The organism is Spongiibacter thalassae (genome assembly GCF_012272835.1).
GTDB lineage: Bacteria > Pseudomonadota > Gammaproteobacteria > Pseudomonadales > Spongiibacteraceae > Spongiibacter > Spongiibacter thalassae.
The window spans coordinates 30728-51251 of the sequence record NZ_JAAWWK010000008.1 but is presented as its reverse complement, the minus strand read 5'-3'; the positions used below and the strand labels follow the sequence as shown (position 1 = coordinate 51251).

Genomic DNA, 20524 nt, shown 5'->3' with positions numbered 1-20524 from the left:
ACCCGTTCACTAACAAACACCCCCGGGATCACCTCCCCAAGCATCTAGTAGGCGGAAAAAATCGCATCACCCGCCCTGATTTTTTCCTGATAACGGCGCACACCCTGCCAAACCTGCGCGGCGTCATTGCTCTTCAACGCCATATCGGCCAATTCCGCCTCTTCCAGACCAAGCAAATCCGCCGCAGACCGCACACCAGAGCAAAAAATTGCGTCGGCCTCCGGCAAGCCGTCGTACTCCAGCCTGGTGACATACCAGCGCTCACCGAAAGACAAAGAGTCTCCCCTATTGGCCTCTTCAATCTCTGCCAGCACCTCCTTGGCGCTGTCAATGTATCGCTGCACCGAGGCTATCGCACCAACGGGAGACACTGACCTCGTATTGAATATAAACGCCAGATCCTCCATAAACTCCGCAAATTTCGGGCGATAAAGGGGCTCACCAACCTCGCGCTCCACCTCTACATAACATGACAAGTGAGGAGCCTCTTCCACCATTGCCGCAACGTCGCGGGAAAGGTTTCTTCGATACGCGAGAGAGAACATATGCAGCGGAAGACGCAGGGACGCCGGCGGCCTGAACACCAACTCTCCCACAGCCGGAAATACCGGAGCATCAGCCCCTTCCCAAACACCTGGGGAGAGCCCCCTTCTGGCCCGGAGCAACTCACTATGCGAAGGACAAACGCCCAAAAGCCCGGTGTATTTCAGCGCCAACAACCAACGGTGCTCTGACAACGCCTCACTGAAATCGCCTTCAAAACGCCGCACATGCTTTTCCCCTTTGCCAATCAGCTCACTCAACGGCTCGGTATTAAGGTCGCCTTGCTCGGCACACGCCTCAACCAACCCTTCACGCGCCGACAAGGGCGGCACACGGCGAATTTCAGCGTCACGGCAAAAGTAGCGCGCTCGAGGTTCTATACGCTCATCAACGTAAATGCGATCATCACCCTCCTGCATAAATGCGGTGCAATCTGCATCTGCAACCCGAGCATGGTTGGAATCCATGGTAAACCGGCGTCCGACCTTTCGATTGCCAAGCAAAAAGGCAAAATAGGCTTTTTCCGCATCAACCGAACGCCCCCACCAGCCACCACGACTCTCAGTGGCGCCGATGTTGATTGCCCCGACATCTGCCCCCGCAGCCCCAACAAGAGTCGTGTCCAACAGCATTGCCTTAAGCTTTTCGACAACCTGCCGCACAACGTCCTCATTCAATTCAGCCAACAGCTCTGACAACCGGCTTTCGTAACGATCACGCATATCACGCAGGCGGAGATGCAGCACACGATCATTCAAGGCCTCCCCCACCACGGCCATATCGCGTAATTTCGCATTCAGACGGCAACAGACCTCCGACAGATCAAGCTCACACTCGAGAAGCGGAGGCTCGCTATCCCACAGCGTCACCGCACCCACAGAGGACCGCGGATCAACCGCAACCTGAATATTTCTCAGGGTCGAGATACGCACCACCAGCAAGCGCGCCCCACCGCCACCGTCGGTAAGCCATTCCCGCACGACATGTCCACGGGGGGAGGCCATAAAAAAGGCCAACGCCCGCCGCTGCTCCTGCGCGCATTCTCTCAGCACATAGTCAACGTAGCGCTTGACGATGGCGGCGCAGCACTGCCCCCAAGCCGTACTATCGGCCTCTATCGCTCGACCGCGGTACTCCAGTGAGATCAGGTTTACAAAACTCGAAAAGCCCATACCACCGTCCTGGGCTTGTATGCCTTCTACCAAATCCAACAAGGGCTGCAGCGACTCAGCCTGCCGAGCAATGTCCTCTGGCCTCAGCCGTTGTAGGCCGCCAGAACGGTCGCGGCGCTGACCGACCAGTACGGGCGTCATGGCGCCTTCTCGGCGGAAGACGGGCGTTGCGGTGCCTCCCGCGTACGATCGCGACGGCGCCGAGCCGCCAGACTCAACGACCCAATGAGAGGTTTGAGCCGCTCGACCGAACCATACAAAGACTTGGCCTCGCCCTCTGCGGCGTCGTCATAACGATAAACCCCGCAAACACCGTTGTTGCGCAGGCAGACTTCCCAGTCAGCGCGCGCAGGAAATAGCTCACGCGCATCGTGAGTCAGTAAATAATCCAATACGTCTACCTGCTTCAAACCGCTTCGCTGGGCCCACTCGGCGACACCTGACACCGTGCAATAGTTGTTCAGACGCATCAGCCCCTCAACCTGATACAGCCCGGGGCGCTGCCACCTCCCCTCATCAACCTCCCAAAGCTGCGATCTCCGCACAGGACATTTTTCTCGCAAGCCACTACCGGCTTCACGACGAAGATCAAACAGCGCATTGCTTACTTGTGGATGGCCCGAGCGAATCAACAGATACATTGGCTGTTCAAAGCGTTGCTGGCATGCCGCGAAATAGGCCCGTTCAATCTCAACCGGATCACTGCTGTGCCACTCGCTCTCTATCTGTGTAGCCAAGCTGTAAATGGGCGCATTACAAATCACAAAATGCATGCTCCCCGCCGGCATAGCGCCGGCAGACACGCGATCATCTATTTGCGCAAAGGGAATAATTTCGTCGACCAGCTCGCCCACCACCTGGTCAAACAACTCGATATGGGCGCTGTAGGAAATCTTGTGCAGCTCCTCAAGACTCGGCGGCTTTTTCTCGCCATAATGCAGCCGCTCCAGGAATTTACGTCGAAACACCACCGAATATTCCCGATCAAGCCGTTGATTAAGCCTGGAACGCAAACTACCGGAATAGTCGAAATCCTGACGATCAATACCGATAATGATCACGCCTTCGCTCAACGGCCCCGACGGCTTTTGGTCAGTAACAAAGGCGTCCAACGCTTTTAGATCAACTACCATACACAGCCCGCGCCGGGAATTAATGTAGCGGTACAGGCAATCGATGAAGCTGGCCTCCGAAAAAACATAGAAGTGACTATAGAGCGCGCTTTTCATCGCACGCCCCAGTGCGTCATTTATACAGTGCTGCACACGAAGAAACAGAAGGTCCAGACGCTCGGAGGTTACTCTCTCTTCCAGAATATCCGGGGCCAGATCGCAAACAAGCTCGGTAAACGACAAGCTGTATTCCGCCGCCAATTGCTCTGACTGGCCCGAATACAGCCCACCGACGGCGTTGGCCTCCTCCGCATCACTCTGCGAATGCGAAAAACCCTGCCCCTGTTCCGCCATCCATTGCTGCACTATGTTTCCGAATCCCATCGACTTCCGCCTGTACCGCCCGGAGTGTTCTTACCGGACTTTCACTGAATAATCTTTCTTTATACGCCCGCCACCAAACAGCAGATTGAAGTAAACTGACAACAACCCTTTCTATTTAAATTCAGCAAACTATGTCACACCACCAACCAAAGCGTGATCTACGATTTACCACTTTCATCTCCCTCAAAACATGGCGCGGCCCCTCAACACCACACTTCACGTAGGGGCATACCCGTATCGTTTTTTAAAAAGCAATGGCTATAATGAGACAATCATCACAATTTAAATCAATAATCCTGGCGCCCAGCGAGGATCTCGACATCGGGTACAGCCATGACCACTATAAGCGGGAGAGAAGAGGGTTATTTTACTCACCCCCATGATTCTCTAATTCAGCAGTTCGCCCGAGGCACCCTCGACACCGCCAGAACCCTCTTTATCCACTGGCATATGAAATCCTGCCAGCACTGCGTCGAACGGCTGATGCACACCGATGAGCGCTACGGCACCTTGCTGGAAGAAACCACCCCTATTCCACTGAAGCCCTCCGCCAGGGACGACATAAAAAGTCGTATCGCCGACTTGGAAAGCGCACTCGCCACCGATGAACTGGAGCACTTGCTGCTGAACATCAGCCACGAGTTCGACAGCAGCATCTACCGAGTGCTGGAGCTCCTTGAAAGAGGTCACCACAAAAACATTCGCTGGAACTTTCTGTGGAAGGGCAGCCGATATCGAACTCTGAGAAGTCAGAACAGCACGATCGTCATCATGCAGATAAAACCCAAGGCGACCATCCCCCGACACTGCTATACCAGAAACGAATACAAACTGGTGATCTGTGGCGGCTATTCCGACGAGTACGGGGATTACAAATCCGGCGATTTCATTACCTACCAACAGGGCGAGCACCACACCCCCACCAACCACGGTAACGAAGAGTGCATTCTAGTCGCCGGGGAACGTAAATACATCCTGTTCGTCAATCTGCTGGTTAACCTCCTCCTGCGCGCACCAATTGCCACGAAACCCGGCGTCTGAGCAGACGAAAGCGGAACTGTGGCATAATCAGTTTATTTGACTGAGGCCACGCCAATGACTCTTCCAGCTATCTCGACAGATGCCAGCCTTACCCTGCACGGCCGCTACGCGGTGCTGCGCTTTGAACGCGACGATGTTCGTAACGCCCTGACCGGCACTCGGCTAATCGACGATATCTGCACCACTGTAGAATGGGCGAACAGCAACCGGGACATTTCCTGCCTGATACTGACCGGCTCTGGCCGCGCCTTCAGCGCAGGCGGCAACGTGAAAGAAATGCGTGACCAAACCGGCATGTTCGGCGGCACTCCCAATGAAATCAGCGACAGCTACCGCCGGGGTATTCAACGTATGTCCCGCACCATGCACAGCGCCGAAATCGTCACCATTGCGGCGGTTAATGGCGCGGCCGTGGGCGCGGGCTTTGATCTGTGCTCAATGTGTGATCTGCGCATTGGCTGCGACGCCACCCGCTTTGGCGAAACCTTTATCAACCTCGGCATTATTCCCGGCGACGGTGGTGCGTGGTTTCTGCAACGCCTGATCGGTTATCAGCGCGCCGCCGAGCTCAGCTTCAGCGGCCGCATCATCAATGCCGACGAGGCTCTGAACATGGGAATACTGCTGGAAAAAACCACAGATGAGGCGCTAATGGCCTGCGCAGAACGCTACGCCAGCGACTACGCCAGCAAGCCGCCAATCGCCCTGCGTCAGACCAAGCGTCTGATGAAGCTGGCCCAACGCCAGGAACTGGAAGACTTTCTCGACACCTGTGCCGACGTACAGGCCATGTGCCACGGCACCGAGGATCATATTGCTGCGGTTAATGCGTTCTTCGATAAAACCACGCCAACCTTTACCGGAAAATAGCCCACGACCGGTCGACTGCCTATGCCCGCTGCCCTGCGGGCAAAACCTCCATTTTATCGACCACGCCTTCCTTCTCGTCAAAAATTTCCATGGTCACCTTGAATCCCCACAAGCAGCTCAGGTGCTTTAACACCTCGGTGGCATCATCGGTGAGGGGGCGGTCCCGCAGCCGGTTGTAGCGCAGTACCAGCGAGCGATCACCCATATGTTCATAGCGTTGAATCTGAATATCCGGCACCAGAATATCCCGGTTGTACTGCCGCGAGAGCTTGCGTCGCACTTCACGATAACCCGCTTCATTGTGGATGGCATCCACCCGGTAATGCTCCGCCTTTTGTTCATCGGCAATAGCGAACAGGTGGAATTCACGAATCAATTTCGGCGATAGATACTGGGCGATAAATGACTCATCCTTGTAGTTGCGCATGGCGAAATCAAGCACCTGCCGCCAGTCCTTGTCGACGATATCCGGGAACCACTCCCTGTCCTCGGCATCGGGGTGCTCGCAGATACGCCGCAAATCCTTGAACATTGCAAAGCCCAGAGCATAGGGGTTAATACCCGAATACCCTCGCTGATCGTAGCCGGGCTGCATCACCACATTGGTGTGGGACTGCAAAATTTCGAACATAAATCCTTCGTCTACCAGACCGCGGTCGTACATCTCGTTGAGCAGGGTGTAATGCCAGAATGTCGCCCACCCCTCATTCATCACCTTGGTCATGCCCTGGGGATAAAAATACTGCGCGAGCTTGCGCACAATGCGCACAATTTCCCTCTGCCAGGTTTCCAGGGTTGGCGAGTACTTTTCTATGAAATACAGCAGGTTCTCCTGCGGCTCCGGCGGAAAGACATTGCGCTTTTTGGCTGTTTTTTCCTCGGCGTCCACCGCGCTGCGGGGCAGGGTTCGCCATATATCATCGAACTGTTTACGGGCGTGCTCGGCGCGCTCGTGCTGCCGGTGCTGTTCCTCCTGGGCAGAAAGCGGCGACGGCCGGTGAAAGCGGTCCACACCGTGGTCCATCAATGCATGGCAGGCATCGAGGGTCTCCTCTACCTTGTCGATGCCGTATTTCTGCTCACAGGAAAAGATATAGTTCTTGGCAAATACCATGTAGTCCACTATGCCGTCGGCACTGGTCCACTGCTTGAACAGATAATTGCCCTTGAAAAAGGAGTTGTGGCCATAACAGGCATGGGCGATAACCAGCGCCTGCATGGGCATACTGTTATCTTCCATCAGGTAGGCGATACAGGGGTCGGAGTTGATCACCAACTCATAGGCCAGACCGCGCATGCCTCGCCGGTACGCCTCTTCATTGCGGATAAATTCCTTGCCGTAGCTCCAGTGGGTATAGCTGATTGGCAGCCCCACCGAGGCGTAGGCATCCAGCATTTGCTCGGAGGCAATTACCTCAATCTGATTGGGGTAGGTATCAAGCTCAAACTCCTCCGCAATGGCGCGAATTTCCGCGTCGTAGGTGCGCAGTAGGTCGAAATCCCAGTCGCCCCCACGGGACAGTACCCGGTCTGCCTTTGCCTCTATCGTCATGCGGCCTCCCGCTGAAACAAATCTCTCAACACCGGGTAGACATCGCTGCGATGCATCACTGTTCGCATGGCAAAATTACTGTTCTGAATCTGACTGTAGGCCGCCGCCAGAGGCGTAATACTGGTAGGGCTATCCGGCACTTCAACATAGGCGAAATAGCGACACAGCGGCAGAATATCCTTGCTCAGGCGCGAGCAGCTGCGCTGGGGGTCGCTGCCGAAGGCGTCGCCGTCAGAAACCTGGGAGCCGTAGATGTTCCACTCACTACTGGGGTAGCGTTCTTCAATAATCTCGGCCATAAGATTCAGCGCCGACATCACCACGGTGCCACCGGTTTGCGGATCATTAAAGAACGCGTCTTCATCCACTTCTTCGGCGTTGGAGGTATGGCGGATAAAAATCAGGTCAACATGCTCGTACTTGCGACTGAGAAACAGATAGAGCAGGGTAAAAAACCGTTTGGCCAAATCCTTTTTTTGCTCCGACATCGACGCCGACACATCCATCAGGCAAAACATGACCGCGCGACTGATGGGTTTTGGCTCCTTCACCTTATGACGAAAACGCAGGTCGTACTCATCCAGAAAAGGAATCCGTTCGATGCGGTCTTTCAACGCCTGAATCTCGTCAGGATCCCCCCCCGCGGCCTCCAGCTCGCGAAGCTCGCGCTTCAGTGGCGATGCCAGTGCTATTTTACGGGCCATCGCATTTTGCAGCGAGCGCCTTACCGACAGGTTTGCCGGCACGCCGCTGGGAGTATAGCCGGCGCGACGCATCGTAAATTGGTGGGCGTCGCCCAGCATGGTTCGCGCGAGGTCGGGCAACTCGAGGTCGTCGAAGAACAGATTCATAAATTCTTCCTTCGACAGGGTGAACATAAAATTGTCCTGGCCGTCGCCACCTTCGCCGCCCCCGCCTTGACCACTACCTCCGCCACCTCCCCCCTGGGGTTTTTCGATCAAATCACCCGGCGAAAAGCTGTGGTTGCCCGGGTGAACCATGTCCCGGTCACCCCCTTGGCCCACGCGAAAGCGCGGCTCGGAAATATCCTTGACCGGGATGCCTACCTCACCACCCCGCCCCATATCGGTTATGGAGCGCTCGGCGACAAGATCCGTCACAGACCGTTTCAGTTGCGCCTTGTAACGCCTGATAAACCGCTGGCGATTGGTCGCGTTTTTATTACGGTCATTCAGGCGGCGGTCAATAATCATCGACATATTCGCCCCTTACCTCATCTATGAGGCATTGTTTCTGTGCCGGGTATCAGCCCGCTTTGCGCACGCGCAAATACCATTCAGAGAGCAAGCGCACCTGCTTGGGCGTATAACCCTTCTCTACCATACGGGTCACAAAATTTTCGTGCTTCTGCTTGTCCTCCGCCGACGCCTTGGCATTGAAGGAGATCACCGGCAGCAGCTCTTCAGTGCTTGAGAACATTTTCTTCTCAATCACTTCCCGCAGTTTTTCGTAACTGGTCCAATTGGGGTTGCGTCCCTCATTCTGTGCACGCGCTCTAAGCACAAAGTTGACAATCTCGTTGCGGAAGTCCTTGGGGTTGGCAATACCCGCCGGCTTTTCGATTTTTTCCAGCTCACTGTTCAGTGTGCTGCGATCAAATATCGCGCCGGTTTCGGGGTCGCGGTAGTCCTCGTCCTGTATCCAGTAATCCGCAAAGGTCACGTAGCGGTCAAAAATATTCTGGCCATACTCGGAGTAGGACTCCAGGTAAGCGGTTTGAATCTCTTTGCCCACGTACTCGGCGTAACGCACGGCCAGCCAGCCCTTGATAAATTCAAGGTAGCGACGCTGCTCATCTTCGGGGAGCTGCTCGCGCAGTATGCGCTGCTCCAGTACGTACATCAGATGAACCGGGTTAGCGGCAATTTCCGAGTTGTCGTAATTGAACACCGCCGACAACACTTTGAAGGCAAAGCGTGTAGACATGCCGTTCATGCCCTCGTCGATGCCCGCATAGTCGCGATACTCCTGAAAGGACTTGGCGGCGGGGTCGGTATCCTTCAGTGACTCGCCGTCGTACACCCGCATTTTGGAGTAGATGCTGGAGTTTTCCGGCTCTTTAAGCCGCGACAATACTGAAAACTGCGCCAGCATTTCCAGCGTACCAGGGGCACAGGGCGCCGCCGCCAACGAGCTGTGGCGCAGCAGTTTTTCGTAGATTTTAACTTCTTCGCTCACCTGCAAGCAGTATGGCACCTTGACGATATAAACCCGGTCGAGGAAGGCCTCGTTGTGCTTGTTGTTGCGGAAACTCTGCCACTCGGATTCGTTTGAGTGAGCCAGTATCGTGCCCTGAAAGGGAATCGCCGAGAACCCTTCCGTGCCTTTGTAGTTGCCCTCCTGGGTGGCGGTAAGCAGCGGGTGGAGCATTTTAATCGGCGCCTTGAACATCTCGACAAACTCGAGCATGCCCTGGTTGGCAAGACACAGGCCGCCGGAGTAGGAATAGGCATCCGGGTCATCCTGGGCGTAGGATTCAAGCTTGCGGATATCCACCTTGCCAACAAGCGTTGAAATATCCTGGTTGTTTTCATCACCGGGTTCGGTTTTGGTCACGGCGATCTGTTTGAGCACTGAGGGCTGCACCCGCACTACCCGGAATTTGTCGAGATCCCCTTCGTATTCTTCCAGACGCTTGATCGCCCAGGGCGACATCAGGCCCGTCAGGTAGCGCGCCGGAATGCCGTACTCCTCTTCAATCTGCCGGCCATCTCGCTGGGGGTCGAACAGGCCCAGCGGTGACTCATTAATCGGCGAGCCCTTGATGGCGTATATCGGGTAGGCTTCCATCAATTTTTTCAGCCGCTCGGCGATCGATGACTTCCCGCCGCCGACGGGACCGAGCAGGTACAACACCTGTTTGCGCTCTTCCAGGCCCTGAGCGGCGTGTTTGAAAAAGGCGACAATTTGCGAGATGACATCTTCCATCCCGTAAAATTCTTCAAAGGCGGGATAGCGTGGAATCAGTCTGTTGGAGAAGATACGGGACAGCCGTGGATCGCTGCGGGTGTCGATCATTTCGGGCTTGCCGATCGCCGCGAGCATGCGTTCGGCGGGGGTAGCGTATGCCATCGGATCAGTCCGGCATAGCTCGAGATACTCGAGCAGGGACATTTCTTCATCCCTTGCTTTCAGGTATTGCTCACGGACATTGTCTAATAGGCCCATTGGTGCAACTCCTTCTTTTATGCTGTGACGCCACGTCGCTGTCTGACTACGCTGGTTGCGTGCACAGTGTCATGTGTCTGCTTTACCACTCTACTCCGATATCATCGGTACGTCAGCCTCACACCTTTAGATGCGCAACCGGCCACTTCGTTGCAGGAGTACAAAAGCAAGCTCTCAAACGTGTCTTAGCAAAAGGCGCGCCAGCCTGTTTCCAATCCACCTTTACACGATAGTGAGCGCTGTATGAATCCAGCGCCATCGTCGAATCTACCTACCTGCATTGACACAGACCACAGCTTTTCGAACCCTTGGCGCATGCGCTCGCTACAGCCAAAGAATAGCAGACAGAATTCAAAGGGGAGTCAAAGAAGTGCAAAGATTTGAAAAGAAAAACGCGTTTATTTGGTGCGCGACTGAATGGCGCGCACCAGGGCCGAAAAACCTATACAGCCTGAGGGCTCAGCGCTCAATCTGGCCCAAATTCGCGTGAATCACTGCACCACTAAGCACCGGCGACCTGGCGCAAAAGTGCAGAGTATCAGCGATTTCCTGAGGGTCGATAAGACGACCCGCCGATACATTTTCGGTGATTGCCGCAATTATCTCCGGGTTGTCGCCGATGTGGCCGCGAAGCATTCCGGTATCCGTAAAGCCCGGGCATACACAGCTACTATGAATACCCCGCCCGGCAAGATCCTGCACCGTCGAGCGCATCAACCCCACCAAACCGTGCTTGCTGGCAATATATGACGCACACCCCTTCACCGCTTTTTCTGCCAACGTCGAACCCACATATAATATCGATGACCCCGGTTTCATATGGGGAATCATCAGGTTGTTCAATTGCTGTGGCGCGACCAGATTGACCTGCAACACGTCGCGAAAGGCGGCGCCGTCCAGGCTGTCGATAGCATCCGCTTCCTGGCGGGCAGCGTTATGGATCAGCACAACCTCGTCGGCTTCCTTTGCCGCCGCCACCAATTGTTCAGCACAGGCCGACAACCAGTCCACATTAACCATATCCACAGAAATCTGTACTGCTCCGCTCAACGCGATATCCCGCCGGGACAGATTGAATACCCGGTAATCGTCGGCCAAAAACCGCTGCGCCGTCGCGCGGCCAATTCCCTGACTCCCCCCGGTAATAATGACCAGCTTTGCCATAGTTCTCCCCAGTTAGCTCTCTGTGTCGGTTCGCCGCCAGCTCGCAGAGCCAGACTGTCCAGGGCCCGACGACACTTTCATAACCAATTCATAAATATCATTGCCCTGCACAAAGGCGGCGTCGGCCAGCAATTGTTCCAGCAAATAACGCGCGAATTCCTCAACGGTGGTATTGCGTATCGGCAACACCTGGGTGTCGCTAACGGCAAAAGGCAGCTGCTCGCCATTGAACTGAGCCCGATAAAACTCCCCCTCTTGCTGAATACGCATAAAAGGCGATTCCCCCGGCAGCAGGGTGTACTCATCCAGCGCCGCGCACAGAGCGCGCAAGCGGCGTTTTATTTCCACGTAACTAAAGCACATGCCGTTTTCACCCACCTCGGCGGTCAGGTCGAGGCTGACACGAAAATTATGGCCGTGCAGACGCTCCCGCTCAGTGGCTGAAAAAATAGTGAAGTGCGCCGCAGAAAACTTCAGGTCTTCCTTGGAAATTTCGATACACGTAACCGTGCTGACTGCCATAAACGACCATTCCTTACGTTGTACTGTTCTAATGCGGGCTTCCCGTTAGCGGGTTACCGGGCAACAGGGCGTCATGGTAGCCACCATCACGCAGGGCCTGTTTAATTGACTCGGCAAGCTCTGCCTCGCTTTGGCCTCCGGCGGCTACCACCAGGTCGGCATGACGGACATAGAGCGCTTCGCGCTCGGCGTAAATTTCTTCCAGCGAGGCGCCCGGCGCGCAGGCGATGCCGCGAGTCGCAAAATTATTGAGGCGGCCGCGCACCTCATGCAAAGAGAGGGCAAGATAAACCAACGGACCAAAGCGGCGCAAATGCCGAACCAGTCGGTCGCTATAGACCACACTTCCCCCGGTCGCCAGCACCACACCGTGGAACTCCTTTGCCATCAACGCCCGCTCTTCCGCTTCCCGCAGCGCCAGATAGCCGTGCTGGTCAAGCAGGGTCTGCAAACCCATACCCTCACTTTCAACAATCACGTCGTCGCCGTCCACAAATGGCCGGTTTAACTGGCCCGCCAACACTCTGCCAATGGTCGACTTGCCACTGGCGGGCATGCCGATCAAGATAATTCCCTGCATCCTGCCCCCCAACTGTCGCCTGTTGCCACCCCTGCGCCCGATTGCCGGCGAAGCTTGCCACAGTGTTGCCCCCACTGGCAAAGCCTCGCCGCCGCCCGCGCGCCATCAGCCATTGAATTCGCCGCAGCGGCTTTAACCGGACCGCCTATTCCTGTAGCATTTCGCGTCTAAACCTGACAGGCAAAACCATGCAAACCCTGCTTATTACCCGCCCCGACGACTGGCACATCCACCTACGCGATGGCCAGGCCCTGACCCACACTGTAGCCGACGCCAGCCGCTATTTTGCCCGTGCGATAGTCATGCCCAACCTGACACCGCCGGTGCGCAATCTGGATGAAGCCCGCGCCTATTATGAGCGTATCTGCGCAGCGCGTCCGTCAGCCGGCAACCAGCTGGAACCGCTGATGGTGTTGTATCTCACCGACAACACCCGCCCGGAGGACATCCGCGAAGCGGCGGCCTCGGGTATCGTCAAGGCCGTCAAGCTGTATCCCGCGGGGGCGACCACCAACTCCGATGCCGGGGTTACCCGGGTCGACGCCCTCGGTCCGGCACTCGCGGAAATGGAAAAGCTGGGAATGCCCCTGCTGGTTCACGGCGAGGTCACCGACGCCGACATCGATATATTCGACCGCGAAGCCGTGTTCATCGACCGACACCTGCGCGGCCTTTGCGAGCGCTTCCCCAGCCTTAAAATCGTGCTCGAACACATTACCACCGCCGATGCCGCGCAATTTGTCGCCAGTGCACCCGGCAATATCGCGGCGACCATCACCGCCCATCACCTGCTGTATAACCGCAACCATATGCTGGCCGGCGGTATTCGCCCCCACTACTACTGTCTGCCGATTCTGAAACGCAACACCCACCAGCAGGCGCTGATCGATGCCGCCACCTCGGGCAGCAGCAAGTTTTTCCTCGGCACCGACTCCGCCCCACACGCCCGCCAGCGCAAGGAAACCGATTGCGGCTGCGCGGGCTGCTATACCGCCCATGCCGCTATCGAGCTGTATGCCGAAGCCTTTGAAGCAGCCGGCGCTCTGGACAAACTGGAAGCCTTTGCCAGTTTCCACGGCCCCGACTTCTACGGCCTGCCCCGCAACACCGACACCATCACCCTGCAAAAATGTGACTGGATCGCCCCCGACACCCTCCCCCTCGGGGACGATGTCGTACGCCCACTACGCGCCGGCGAAACCCTGCACTGGCAGGTGGTGTAATGGAGATGTCAGAGGGGAAAAGTCTGATCGCGCGGCGTTTTCGCGGCTTCCTGCCGGTGGTAATCGACGTTGAAACCGGCGGATTTAACAGCCAGACCGACGGCATTCTGGAAATTGCCGCTACCCTGCTGAGAATGGACGACGCGGGCAATCTCGAGCCCGATGAAACCCTGAGCTACCACATTGTTCCCTTTGAGGGCGCAAATCTTGAACCCGCCGCCCTTGAATTTACTGGTATTGACCCCCATAACCCGGATAGACAGGCACAGAAAGAAGTCACGGTGATGGGCGAACTGATTAAAAAGATTCGCCAGCAGGTCAAAGCCCACGACTGCACCCGCGCGGTTCTGGTGGGTCACAATGCGCATTTTGACCTCGGGTTTGTTCTGGCTGCCATCGAGCGCAGCGGCATCAAGCGCAATCCCTTTCATCCGTTTTCAGTGATGGACACCGCAAGCCTGGCGGGCTTGGCCTACGGTCATACGGTGCTGGCCAAGGCCTGCCAACTGGCGGATATCGACTTTGACAACAGCGAGGCCCACAGCGCCGCCTACGACGCGGAGAAAACCGCTGAACTGTTTTGCCAGATCGTCAATCGCTGGCAGCAGCTGGGGGGATGGCGCTGGCCCTGAGCCAGCGGCTCATGCAGGCCCCGTATTTGCATTGCACTCCAATGCAGGCCAACAGTGAACTTGCCAGAGCAGCCTGGTCTACAACTACCGTGCTACACAAAATGATTATACAAACGTCACATTCATAACCCGTAAACGTCAGGAGAGACAAATCATGGCATTTGAATTACCCGCACTGCCTTACGACAAAAACGCCCTGGAACCCCACATTTCAGCCGAGACACTGGAATTCCACCACGGCAAGCACCACAACGCTTACGTGACCAAGCTGAACGAGCTGGTTCCCGGCACTGAATACGAAGGCAAAACCCTGGAAGAAATCATCAAGACCTCCAGCGGCGGCCTGTTCAACCAGGCAGCACAGGTGTGGAACCACACCTTCTACTGGAACAGCCTGAGCCCCAATGGCGGCGGCGCACCCACCGGTGACCTGGCAGCAGCCATCGACAAAGCCTTTGGCTCACTGGACGAGTTCAAGAAAGCGTTTAACGCCAAAGCTGTAGGCAACTTCGGTTCCGGCTGGACCTGGCTGGTTAAAAACAGCGACGGCAGCCTCGAGATCGTCAATACCGACGACGCCGACACTCCGATTGCCCGCGAAGGTCAAACGCCCCTGCTGACCGCCGATGTATGGGAACACGCCTACTACATCGACTACCGCAACGCTCGCCCCAAGTATCTGGAAGAAGGCTTCTGGAACCTGGTTAACTGGGAATTTGCTGCCGCAAACTTCGCAGCGTAAGACGCTAGACGCTAGACGCTAGACGCTAGACGCTAGACGCTAGACGCTAGACGCTAGACGCTAGACGCTAGACGCTAGACGCTAGACGCTAGACGCTAGACGCTAGACGCTAGACGCTAGACGCTGAATAGTGTTCTGGTGATTCGAGGAAAGCTCCACCATTGGTGGGGCTTTTTTTGTGCGGTGGAAATGCTGGACGGGAAACGGAAAGCGCAAAGGCCCAACAACTCATCCCCGGCGCATTGCACCGCCGGTCTGCTCTCGCGCCCCCCGTCTCGCATCTCGCGTCTCACGTCTCGCAAACAAAAAAACCCGCGGCACCTTTCGGCACCGCGGGTTTTTCCAACACTTGCGCGTTGACTTACAGCTTGTCTGAGTTCTCAGACAGGTAGGCAGCAACACCAGTCGGTGACGCATCCATACCTTTGTCACCTTTGTTCCAACCAGCAGGGCACACTTCGCCGTGCTCTTCGTGGAATTGCAGCGCTTCAACCAAACGCACCAGCTCGTCAACGTTTCGGCCCAGCGGCAGGTCGTTGATCAGCTGTGAGCGCACCAGCCCTTCCTTGTCGATCAGGAAGGCACCACGGAAGGCCACACCGCCTTCAGCTTCAACGTCGTAGGCACGGCAGATGTCGTGACGAACGTCAGCAGCCATGGTGTAAGTCACAGGGCCAATACCGCCGTCTTTAATGGCAGTGTTACGCCACGCGTTGTGAGTGAATTGTGAGTCGATTGACACACTGATCACTTCCACGCCCAGCTCACGGAATTTATCCATGCGGTGGTCCAGAGCGATCAGCTCTGAAGGGCATACGAAAGTGAAGTCCAGCGGGTAGAAAAACAGCAGGCCGTATTTGCCTTTGATTGCTTCACTCAGCGTAAACTCGTCAACGATCTCGCCGTTGCCCAGTACCGCTGCGCAAGTGAAGTCTGGAGCTGGCTTGCCAACAAGAACACCCATGTTATTAACCTCCGGTTTTTTTAACGTAGAAGAATAGTGCAGAACGCACTGTTGTATAAGGAGTCGATCCGCAATCATACACGGCGCCCACGGCCAATCCCATTGAAAATTCCAATCGCCCCAATAGCCATTCGCTATCGTTAATTTTGCGTAATGGGAACCACTGCTAATTGACAAGCATTCTCATTTCTATTAACTTTAGACTCACAAGCACGGGCCACGCCCCATCACGACCTATCGCCACAGGTACTTTGTATGTACGTTTGTCTTTGCAAGGGCATTACCGACAAGCATATCCGCGACGCCGTAGATAACGGCGCTGGCAGCTTTCGCCAGGTTCGCCGCGACCTCGACCTGGCCAGCCAATGTGGCAAGTGTGGCACCCTGGCCCGCAGCATCTACGACGAATACCTGAAAAACTTCGACGAATCCCTGTGTTACGCGGCGGCCTGAGGCCGCCCGTCCCGCCCTTATTCAACGCCTCCCCCCCCTCTTTTGCCAGCAGCCCTTTGATACCGACACGCCTCCAGCCCCCTTACGGAACTGCTAACAGTAGCAAATGGCAATTGCGAACGATTGGCTTTAACATTTCAATATACCATAAAAATCAATAACTTAGCTTGACTTTGTCGGCGTCGACGGGCCACACTAGTGCTCTACTATCCATTCGCCGCTACCCGGCCACTCCAAGGAGACAATCATGAAAGGTGACAGTCAGGTTATTGCCCACCTCAACAAGGCACTCGGGAATGAGCTGGTCGCCATCAACCAGTATTTTCTGCATTCAAGAATGTTTGAAGACTGGGGCCTGAAGGAACTCGCCGAATACGAGTACCACGAGTCCATCGACGAAATGAAACACGCTGACAAGCTGATTAAACGCATCCTGTTTCTTGAAGGCATTCCCAACCTGCAGGATCTCGGCAAGCTGATGATTGGCGAGAACACCAAGGAAATGCTGGAATGCGACCTCAGCCTGGAACTGAAGGCCGTGCCCGACCTGAAAGACGGCATTGAGTACTGCGAATCGGTGCGCGACTACATCAGCCGCGAGCTGCTGGAAGAAATCCTTGAATCAGAGGAAGAGCATATCGACTGGCTGGAAACCCAACTTAGCCTGCTCGACAAGGTTGGACTGCAAAACTATCAACAATCAATGATGGGTGGCCTGGGCGAATCTTCCTGAGCCAGCGCGACACAACTTCACCCGGTGGCCCCGGGTGAAGCAACTCCGACGCTATCTGGCCGGAGAAACGTGCATCATAATCTCAGCCGTGAACACGACTTCACCCGCCTCATTTTTGACTTCAACATTCACCGGCACTTCGCCCTTTTCCCCTACCTCGATGGCGCGCATCTGCGCATGGGCGGTTAACACCCCCTTTGCTGCCTTCAAGTAGCGCACCGTCATACCCGCCGGAATCCAACGCATTCCTCTGGGCATGGACACCTCACTGGTCAGACCTCCCGCCACCTCGGCCAAATTACACAGCGCAATCGCATGTACGGTGCCGATATGATTGTGCAAACCACGGCGCTCGCGAATACGCACCACCGCGCGCCCGGTATCCAGCTCTTCAAACCGCGGAGAAATGGTCGAAAAATACGGGGCCTTCAGGCAGACCGCTTTGGAGAACAGGCGTTTGCCGCCGGGATAAGCAGACAGGCGCCGCCAGGTTTTCAGCATTGGGTTCATGGTATTACTCCGCAAATAGACACTTGCCACCATAGCAGCGCAGGGCGATACCACCATTGACCGCGCCATCGCGATACCGCGTGATTTCAGCCAAGGTGTTCGCCCGAACACCCTCCTCCCGAATAATTTTCAGCGCGGGATGGGAATCTACTTGAGTTTTATTCTCATTTGCATGTAGTATACCAGCCTGATTTCCAGCGCCCCCTCCGGCGCGTATAACAACCTCGCCCCAACCGGGGCTGTCCACGCCCGACAACCACTGAGCACACGGAGCAGCGGACAGAAAGCTGACTAAGGATGCAGAATATGAAGCCAAACAAAACCGCGTTGACCGCACTGGCTGCGGCATTTACCCTGCTTGGCGCCTGTGGCGGCGGTAGCAGCAGTGGCGGCAGCACCCCCACCGGCAGTGACAATACCCCACAGGTCCCCACGACCTACAGCTTTGACAGTCAGATCACTGAAGGGGAAAGCGCGGTAAGCTACACTGGCCAAAACGCCCGTCAAATTTTGATCGAAGATCTGGTCGCCACTATTCTCGACCTTACCGACAACCCTCTCCGCAGTCAGGCAGAAGTTGAGGCTGAGCTGGAGTTTTACATCAGCGGCGATGTGGATAACACCAACTACAAATATGCCCTGGAAGGTGAAACCGTCATTCCCGGCCCCACCTACGGCGACATTTCTACCGGCAAAAATCTGGCCGACAAGATTGCCGGCGGCAACAGCACAGGTGGCGGTGAGTTTGGCAAACTGATCAACGACGAATTTTTCGGCTGGGCCGAACTGGGTGCCAATGACCGTCCCATCCACCTGGTTACCCGCTATATCGAAAATATCGCTGAGCTGGCCACCAACGGCACCGCGCCCACCATTACCGTTAACGGCGTACCCACTCAGGTAGACACTGTCTATGTTGATGAAAAAGGCCGCGACTTCCGCCAGCTGATTCAAAAATTCCTTCTCGGCGCAGTAAACTTCTCCCAGGGCACCAACGACTACTTGCTGACCGACTTTGCCGGCGCAAATACCCAGGACGGCAGCAGCCCCTACACTGTTGCCGAGCACAAGTGGGATGAGGCCTTTGGCTACTTCGGTGCGGCCCGAGACTACAACGATTATACCGACGAGGAAATTTCCGGTGCCGGTGGCCGCGAGGCATACTCCGGCAGCTATCACGACACCGATGGCAACGGCAGCATAGACCTGCGTAGCGAAATCAACTTTGCCAACTCGGTGAATTGCGCCAAGCGCGACCGCGGTAGCCAGAGTGGCACCGATTTCTCCAAGACTACTTTCGATGCCTTCCTGGCGGGCCGTTTTATTCTCAACCAATACGCCGCATCGACAACCGCGCTCAGCAGCGAACAACAGAGCGAACTCGACAGCCACATTGCCACTGCTGCCAAAACCTGGGAAAAATGCATTGCCTCCACGGTGGTTCACTATATCAATGACGTGATTGCCGATATGGGTGAATTCAGCAATGGTGAATTTGCCAGCGTTGAAAACTTCACCAACCTCGCCAAGCACTGGAGCGAAATGAAGGGCTTTGCCCTGGGACTGCAGTTCAGCCCCTTCTCGCCCTTCCGCGACGGCAGCGTCAGCGGCATTACCGTCGACAGCCTGAAAACCCTGCTGGCCGACATGGGCGACGCACCGGTACTGGCCGATGGCTCACAGAATGGCGTAGCGGCCAGCGGCACCGCCCAGGCTGCCATCGACGATTACATCGCCAAACTCGAAGCTGCCCGAAGCACACTTAAAACAGCTTACGGTTTTGCGGATGCCGACGTCCAAAACTGGTAAACTACAGCAACGGGCGCGCCGTGCGCGCCCTGATCGGAAAGGCGCTTTGGGCGCCTTTTTTGCGTGTTGAGAGCACTGAATTATGATGAACAAAATCCGTACTGGCCTTTTGCTGGCCGCCCTGCTTCCCCTCGCCGCCTGCGTCGACAACAACGGGGGCGGCAGCACCGCGGTGACAGCGGAAAACTTCGACTTTGTGGGCATGTTGGCCAACTACACCGACACAATCATTGTGCCTAACTACGACACTTTCGCCCAGCAATCTGCCGACTTCAACGCCGACACAGGGCCCCTTGCCCAGTACTGCAACGCCATTGGTAGCGCCGACGAAAGCAGCACCCGCAGCGCCGCACAGACCGCCTGGCGCGACGCCATGAGCCAGTGGCAACTCACCGAGCTACACCAGCTCGGCCCCGTACTGCAAAACAGTGGCGCACTGCGCAATCGCATTCATTCCTACAGCCGAAGCGCGCTTGTCAGCACCTGTGGTATCGACCAATCTGTGGTGATTGCCGACAGCGATGCGAACTTTTCCGTCAGCAACCGCGCCAGCAATCAGCGCGGTCTTGGCGCCATCGAATACCTGTTGTTTAACACCAATCTGAGCCACACCTGCCCCGATCAGGTAAGCCAAACCAGCGACTGGAACAGCCGCCCGGAAAACGAACGCAAACAATTGCGCTGCAATTATGCACGGCGCCTGGCCGGCGACGTCGCTCAGGCCGCCGACAGCCTGGCCAGCGCATGGGAAACCAACGGGGGCAACTACCGGTCGACCTTTATTAACCCCGGCAATCTGAACGACAGCCTGAAAGCCCTGTCGGACGCACTGTTTTACCTGGATACGGAAACCAAGGACAGCAAGCTGGGCATTCCCACTGGAATTAACAGCGGCTGCAGCCAGCGCACCTGCCCCACCGTGGTGGAATCGCGCTTTGCCCAGACCAGTCTGGATAATATTCGCAGAAACCTGCAGTCCTTCATCACCCTGCTCAAGGGCGGCGACGGCCTGGGTTTTGACGATGTGATCGAACAGGCTGGAGTTCCTGAAGTCACCGACAAGCTGTTGGCCGACAGCCAATTGGCGCTTGCGGAAATTGATGCCATGACCACCTCCCTGAGCGAACAGCTCAACAGCATCAACGATGACGCCAGCAAAGAGGCCTGCATAGCGGCTGCGGGCAACCCGGATTCGGCACGGACGGTGCCAGTCTGCAACCTCTACGGCTATATCCGCCGTATTACCGACACCCTGAAAGTAGGCTTTGTTGCAGCGGTCGATGTCGACCTGCCCGACCGCGCCCAGTCAGACAACGATTAAGGAAAAGG

The 20524-nt window shown here is 56.1% G+C and carries 19 protein-coding genes; 9 read left to right on the top strand and 10 right to left on the bottom strand.

Translation table 11 applies throughout. From position 1 onward, the window contains the following. Nucleotides 1-44: 44 nt before the first annotated feature. Together HCU74_RS18615 and HCU74_RS18610 are read right to left on the bottom strand one after the other, a co-directional pair. A complete protein-coding gene (locus tag HCU74_RS18615) occupies nucleotides 45-1856 on the bottom strand; it encodes a hypothetical protein (RefSeq protein ID WP_168451946.1) in 1812 nt (603 codons plus the stop codon). Next, the gene (locus HCU74_RS18610; protein WP_168451945.1) at nucleotides 1853-3211 is read right to left on the bottom strand and encodes a hypothetical protein; all 1359 of its coding nucleotides are present in this window, start codon (nucleotides 3209-3211) and stop codon (nucleotides 1853-1855) included. The genes HCU74_RS18615 and HCU74_RS18610 overlap by 4 nt, the downstream gene beginning before the upstream one ends. A 333-nt stretch (nucleotides 3212-3544) precedes the next feature. Between HCU74_RS18610 and HCU74_RS18605 the strand changes: the two genes are divergently transcribed. Both HCU74_RS18605 and HCU74_RS18600 read left to right on the top strand, forming a co-directional pair. After that, a complete protein-coding gene (locus tag HCU74_RS18605; protein WP_168451944.1) occupies nucleotides 3545-4252 on the top strand; it encodes a cupin domain-containing protein in 708 nt (235 codons plus the stop codon). Between the two features lie 54 nt (nucleotides 4253-4306). Next, on the top strand, nucleotides 4307-5122 hold the full coding sequence (locus tag HCU74_RS18600) for an enoyl-CoA hydratase-related protein (protein ID WP_168451943.1): 816 nt from the start codon (nucleotides 4307-4309) through the stop codon (nucleotides 5120-5122). Between the two features lie 19 nt (nucleotides 5123-5141). Here HCU74_RS18600 and HCU74_RS18595 read toward each other — a convergent pair whose 3' ends face one another. The 6 genes from HCU74_RS18595 to HCU74_RS18570 all read right to left on the bottom strand — a co-directional run bounded on the left by HCU74_RS18595 (nucleotide 5142) and on the right by HCU74_RS18570 (nucleotide 12129). Then, nucleotides 5142-6674: a SpoVR family protein gene (locus tag HCU74_RS18595; RefSeq protein ID WP_168451942.1), complete on the bottom strand. Its 1533-nt coding sequence runs from the start codon at nucleotides 6672-6674 to the stop codon at nucleotides 5142-5144. After that, nucleotides 6671-7894, bottom strand: a complete 1224-nt coding sequence (locus HCU74_RS18590; protein ID WP_168451941.1) for a YeaH/YhbH family protein — start codon at nucleotides 7892-7894, stop codon at nucleotides 6671-6673. The genes HCU74_RS18595 and HCU74_RS18590 overlap by 4 nt, the downstream gene beginning before the upstream one ends. Nucleotides 7895-7940: 46 nt before the next feature. Further along, complete coding sequence (locus tag HCU74_RS18585; RefSeq protein ID WP_168451940.1) at nucleotides 7941-9863, bottom strand: PrkA family serine protein kinase; 1923 nt, start codon at nucleotides 9861-9863, stop codon at nucleotides 7941-7943. A 459-nt stretch (nucleotides 9864-10322) separates the two neighbouring features. Beyond that, entirely contained in the window at nucleotides 10323-11027 is a 705-nt protein-coding gene (locus HCU74_RS18580; protein WP_168451939.1) for an SDR family NAD(P)-dependent oxidoreductase, read from the bottom strand. A 12-nt stretch (nucleotides 11028-11039) separates the two neighbouring features. Then, complete coding sequence (locus tag HCU74_RS18575; RefSeq protein WP_168451938.1) at nucleotides 11040-11549, bottom strand: 6-pyruvoyl trahydropterin synthase family protein; 510 nt, start codon at nucleotides 11547-11549, stop codon at nucleotides 11040-11042. Nucleotides 11550-11577: 28 nt separating this feature from the next. Further along, a complete protein-coding gene (locus HCU74_RS18570; protein WP_168451937.1) occupies nucleotides 11578-12129 on the bottom strand; it encodes a shikimate kinase in 552 nt (183 codons plus the stop codon). A gap of 188 nt (nucleotides 12130-12317) precedes the next feature. On the opposite strand from HCU74_RS18570, the gene pyrC reads away from it, so the two are divergent. The 3 genes from pyrC to HCU74_RS18555 all read left to right on the top strand — a co-directional run bounded on the left by pyrC (nucleotide 12318) and on the right by HCU74_RS18555 (nucleotide 14726). Continuing rightward, entirely contained in the window at nucleotides 12318-13352 is a 1035-nt protein-coding gene (gene pyrC, locus HCU74_RS18565; RefSeq protein ID WP_168451936.1) for a dihydroorotase, read from the top strand. Next, nucleotides 13352-13984 (top strand): ribonuclease T, encoded by a 633-nt coding sequence (gene rnt, locus HCU74_RS18560; protein ID WP_168451935.1) that lies wholly within the window; start codon nucleotides 13352-13354, stop codon nucleotides 13982-13984. Before pyrC ends, rnt begins: the two co-directional genes overlap by 1 nt. A 154-nt stretch (nucleotides 13985-14138) precedes the next feature. Then, nucleotides 14139-14726, top strand: coding sequence for a superoxide dismutase (locus tag HCU74_RS18555; RefSeq protein ID WP_168451934.1), 588 nt, complete (start codon nucleotides 14139-14141; stop codon nucleotides 14724-14726). 361 nt (nucleotides 14727-15087) lie between these two features. Here the strand turns inward: HCU74_RS18555 and HCU74_RS18550 are convergent, their stop codons facing one another. After that, nucleotides 15088-15690 (bottom strand): peroxiredoxin, encoded by a 603-nt coding sequence (locus tag HCU74_RS18550; protein ID WP_168451933.1) that lies wholly within the window; start codon nucleotides 15688-15690, stop codon nucleotides 15088-15090. Between the two features lie 255 nt (nucleotides 15691-15945). Here HCU74_RS18550 and HCU74_RS18545 point away from each other — a divergent pair, with 255 nt between their 5' ends. Together HCU74_RS18545 and bfr are read left to right on the top strand one after the other, a co-directional pair. Beyond that, the gene (locus HCU74_RS18545) at nucleotides 15946-16143 is read left to right on the top strand and encodes a bacterioferritin-associated ferredoxin (protein WP_168451932.1); all 198 of its coding nucleotides are present in this window, start codon (nucleotides 15946-15948) and stop codon (nucleotides 16141-16143) included. A 247-nt stretch (nucleotides 16144-16390) separates the two neighbouring features. Beyond that, nucleotides 16391-16876: a bacterioferritin gene (gene bfr, locus HCU74_RS18540; protein ID WP_168451931.1), complete on the top strand. Its 486-nt coding sequence runs from the start codon at nucleotides 16391-16393 to the stop codon at nucleotides 16874-16876. Nucleotides 16877-16927: 51 nt separating this feature from the next. Here the strand turns inward: bfr and HCU74_RS18535 are convergent, their stop codons facing one another. Beyond that, nucleotides 16928-17386 carry a hotdog fold domain-containing protein gene (locus HCU74_RS18535; protein WP_168451930.1) on the bottom strand — a complete coding sequence of 153 codons (459 nt, stop codon included), beginning with the start codon at nucleotides 17384-17386 and terminating at the stop codon, nucleotides 16928-16930. A gap of 306 nt (nucleotides 17387-17692) precedes the next feature. Between HCU74_RS18535 and HCU74_RS18530 the strand changes: the two genes are divergently transcribed. Then, on the top strand, nucleotides 17693-19195 hold the full coding sequence (locus tag HCU74_RS18530) for a DUF4856 domain-containing protein (protein WP_168451929.1): 1503 nt from the start codon (nucleotides 17693-17695) through the stop codon (nucleotides 19193-19195). Nucleotides 19196-19277: 82 nt separating this feature from the next. Next, a complete protein-coding gene (locus HCU74_RS18525; protein WP_168451928.1) occupies nucleotides 19278-20516 on the top strand; it encodes an imelysin family protein in 1239 nt (412 codons plus the stop codon). Nucleotides 20517-20524: the final 8 nt, after the last annotated feature.

Coding starts and splice junctions, on each gene's coding strand:
- HCU74_RS18570 (WP_168451937.1), bottom strand. CDS start 12,129: ATGCAGGGAATTATCTTGATCGGCATGCCCGCCAGTGGCAAGTCGACC.
- HCU74_RS18545 (WP_168451932.1), top strand. CDS start 15,946: ATGTACGTTTGTCTTTGCAAGGGCATTACCGACAAGCATATCCGCGAC.
- HCU74_RS18575 (WP_168451938.1), bottom strand. CDS start 11,549: ATGGCAGTCAGCACGGTTACGTGTATCGAAATTTCCAAGGAAGACCTG.
- HCU74_RS18580 (WP_168451939.1), bottom strand. CDS start 11,027: ATGGCAAAGCTGGTCATTATTACCGGGGGGAGTCAGGGAATTGGCCGC.
- HCU74_RS18585 (WP_168451940.1), bottom strand. CDS start 9,863: ATGGGCCTATTAGACAATGTCCGTGAGCAATACCTGAAAGCAAGGGAT.
- HCU74_RS18550 (WP_168451933.1), bottom strand. CDS start 15,690: ATGGGTGTTCTTGTTGGCAAGCCAGCTCCAGACTTCACTTGCGCAGCG.
- HCU74_RS18600 (WP_168451943.1), top strand. CDS start 4,307: ATGACTCTTCCAGCTATCTCGACAGATGCCAGCCTTACCCTGCACGGC.
- HCU74_RS18595 (WP_168451942.1), bottom strand. CDS start 6,674: ATGACGATAGAGGCAAAGGCAGACCGGGTACTGTCCCGTGGGGGCGAC.
- HCU74_RS18590 (WP_168451941.1), bottom strand. CDS start 7,894: ATGTCGATGATTATTGACCGCCGCCTGAATGACCGTAATAAAAACGCG.
- HCU74_RS18530 (WP_168451929.1), top strand. CDS start 17,693: ATGAAGCCAAACAAAACCGCGTTGACCGCACTGGCTGCGGCATTTACC.
- HCU74_RS18610 (WP_168451945.1), bottom strand. CDS start 3,211: ATGGGATTCGGAAACATAGTGCAGCAATGGATGGCGGAACAGGGGCAG.
- HCU74_RS18605 (WP_168451944.1), top strand. CDS start 3,545: ATGACCACTATAAGCGGGAGAGAAGAGGGTTATTTTACTCACCCCCAT.
- pyrC (WP_168451936.1), top strand. CDS start 12,318: ATGCAAACCCTGCTTATTACCCGCCCCGACGACTGGCACATCCACCTA.
- HCU74_RS18525 (WP_168451928.1), top strand. CDS start 19,278: ATGATGAACAAAATCCGTACTGGCCTTTTGCTGGCCGCCCTGCTTCCC.
- HCU74_RS18555 (WP_168451934.1), top strand. CDS start 14,139: ATGGCATTTGAATTACCCGCACTGCCTTACGACAAAAACGCCCTGGAA.
- HCU74_RS18535 (WP_168451930.1), bottom strand. CDS start 17,386: ATGAACCCAATGCTGAAAACCTGGCGGCGCCTGTCTGCTTATCCCGGC.
- bfr (WP_168451931.1), top strand. CDS start 16,391: ATGAAAGGTGACAGTCAGGTTATTGCCCACCTCAACAAGGCACTCGGG.
- rnt (WP_168451935.1), top strand. CDS start 13,352: ATGGAGATGTCAGAGGGGAAAAGTCTGATCGCGCGGCGTTTTCGCGGC.
- HCU74_RS18615 (WP_168451946.1), bottom strand. CDS start 1,856: ATGACGCCCGTACTGGTCGGTCAGCGCCGCGACCGTTCTGGCGGCCTA.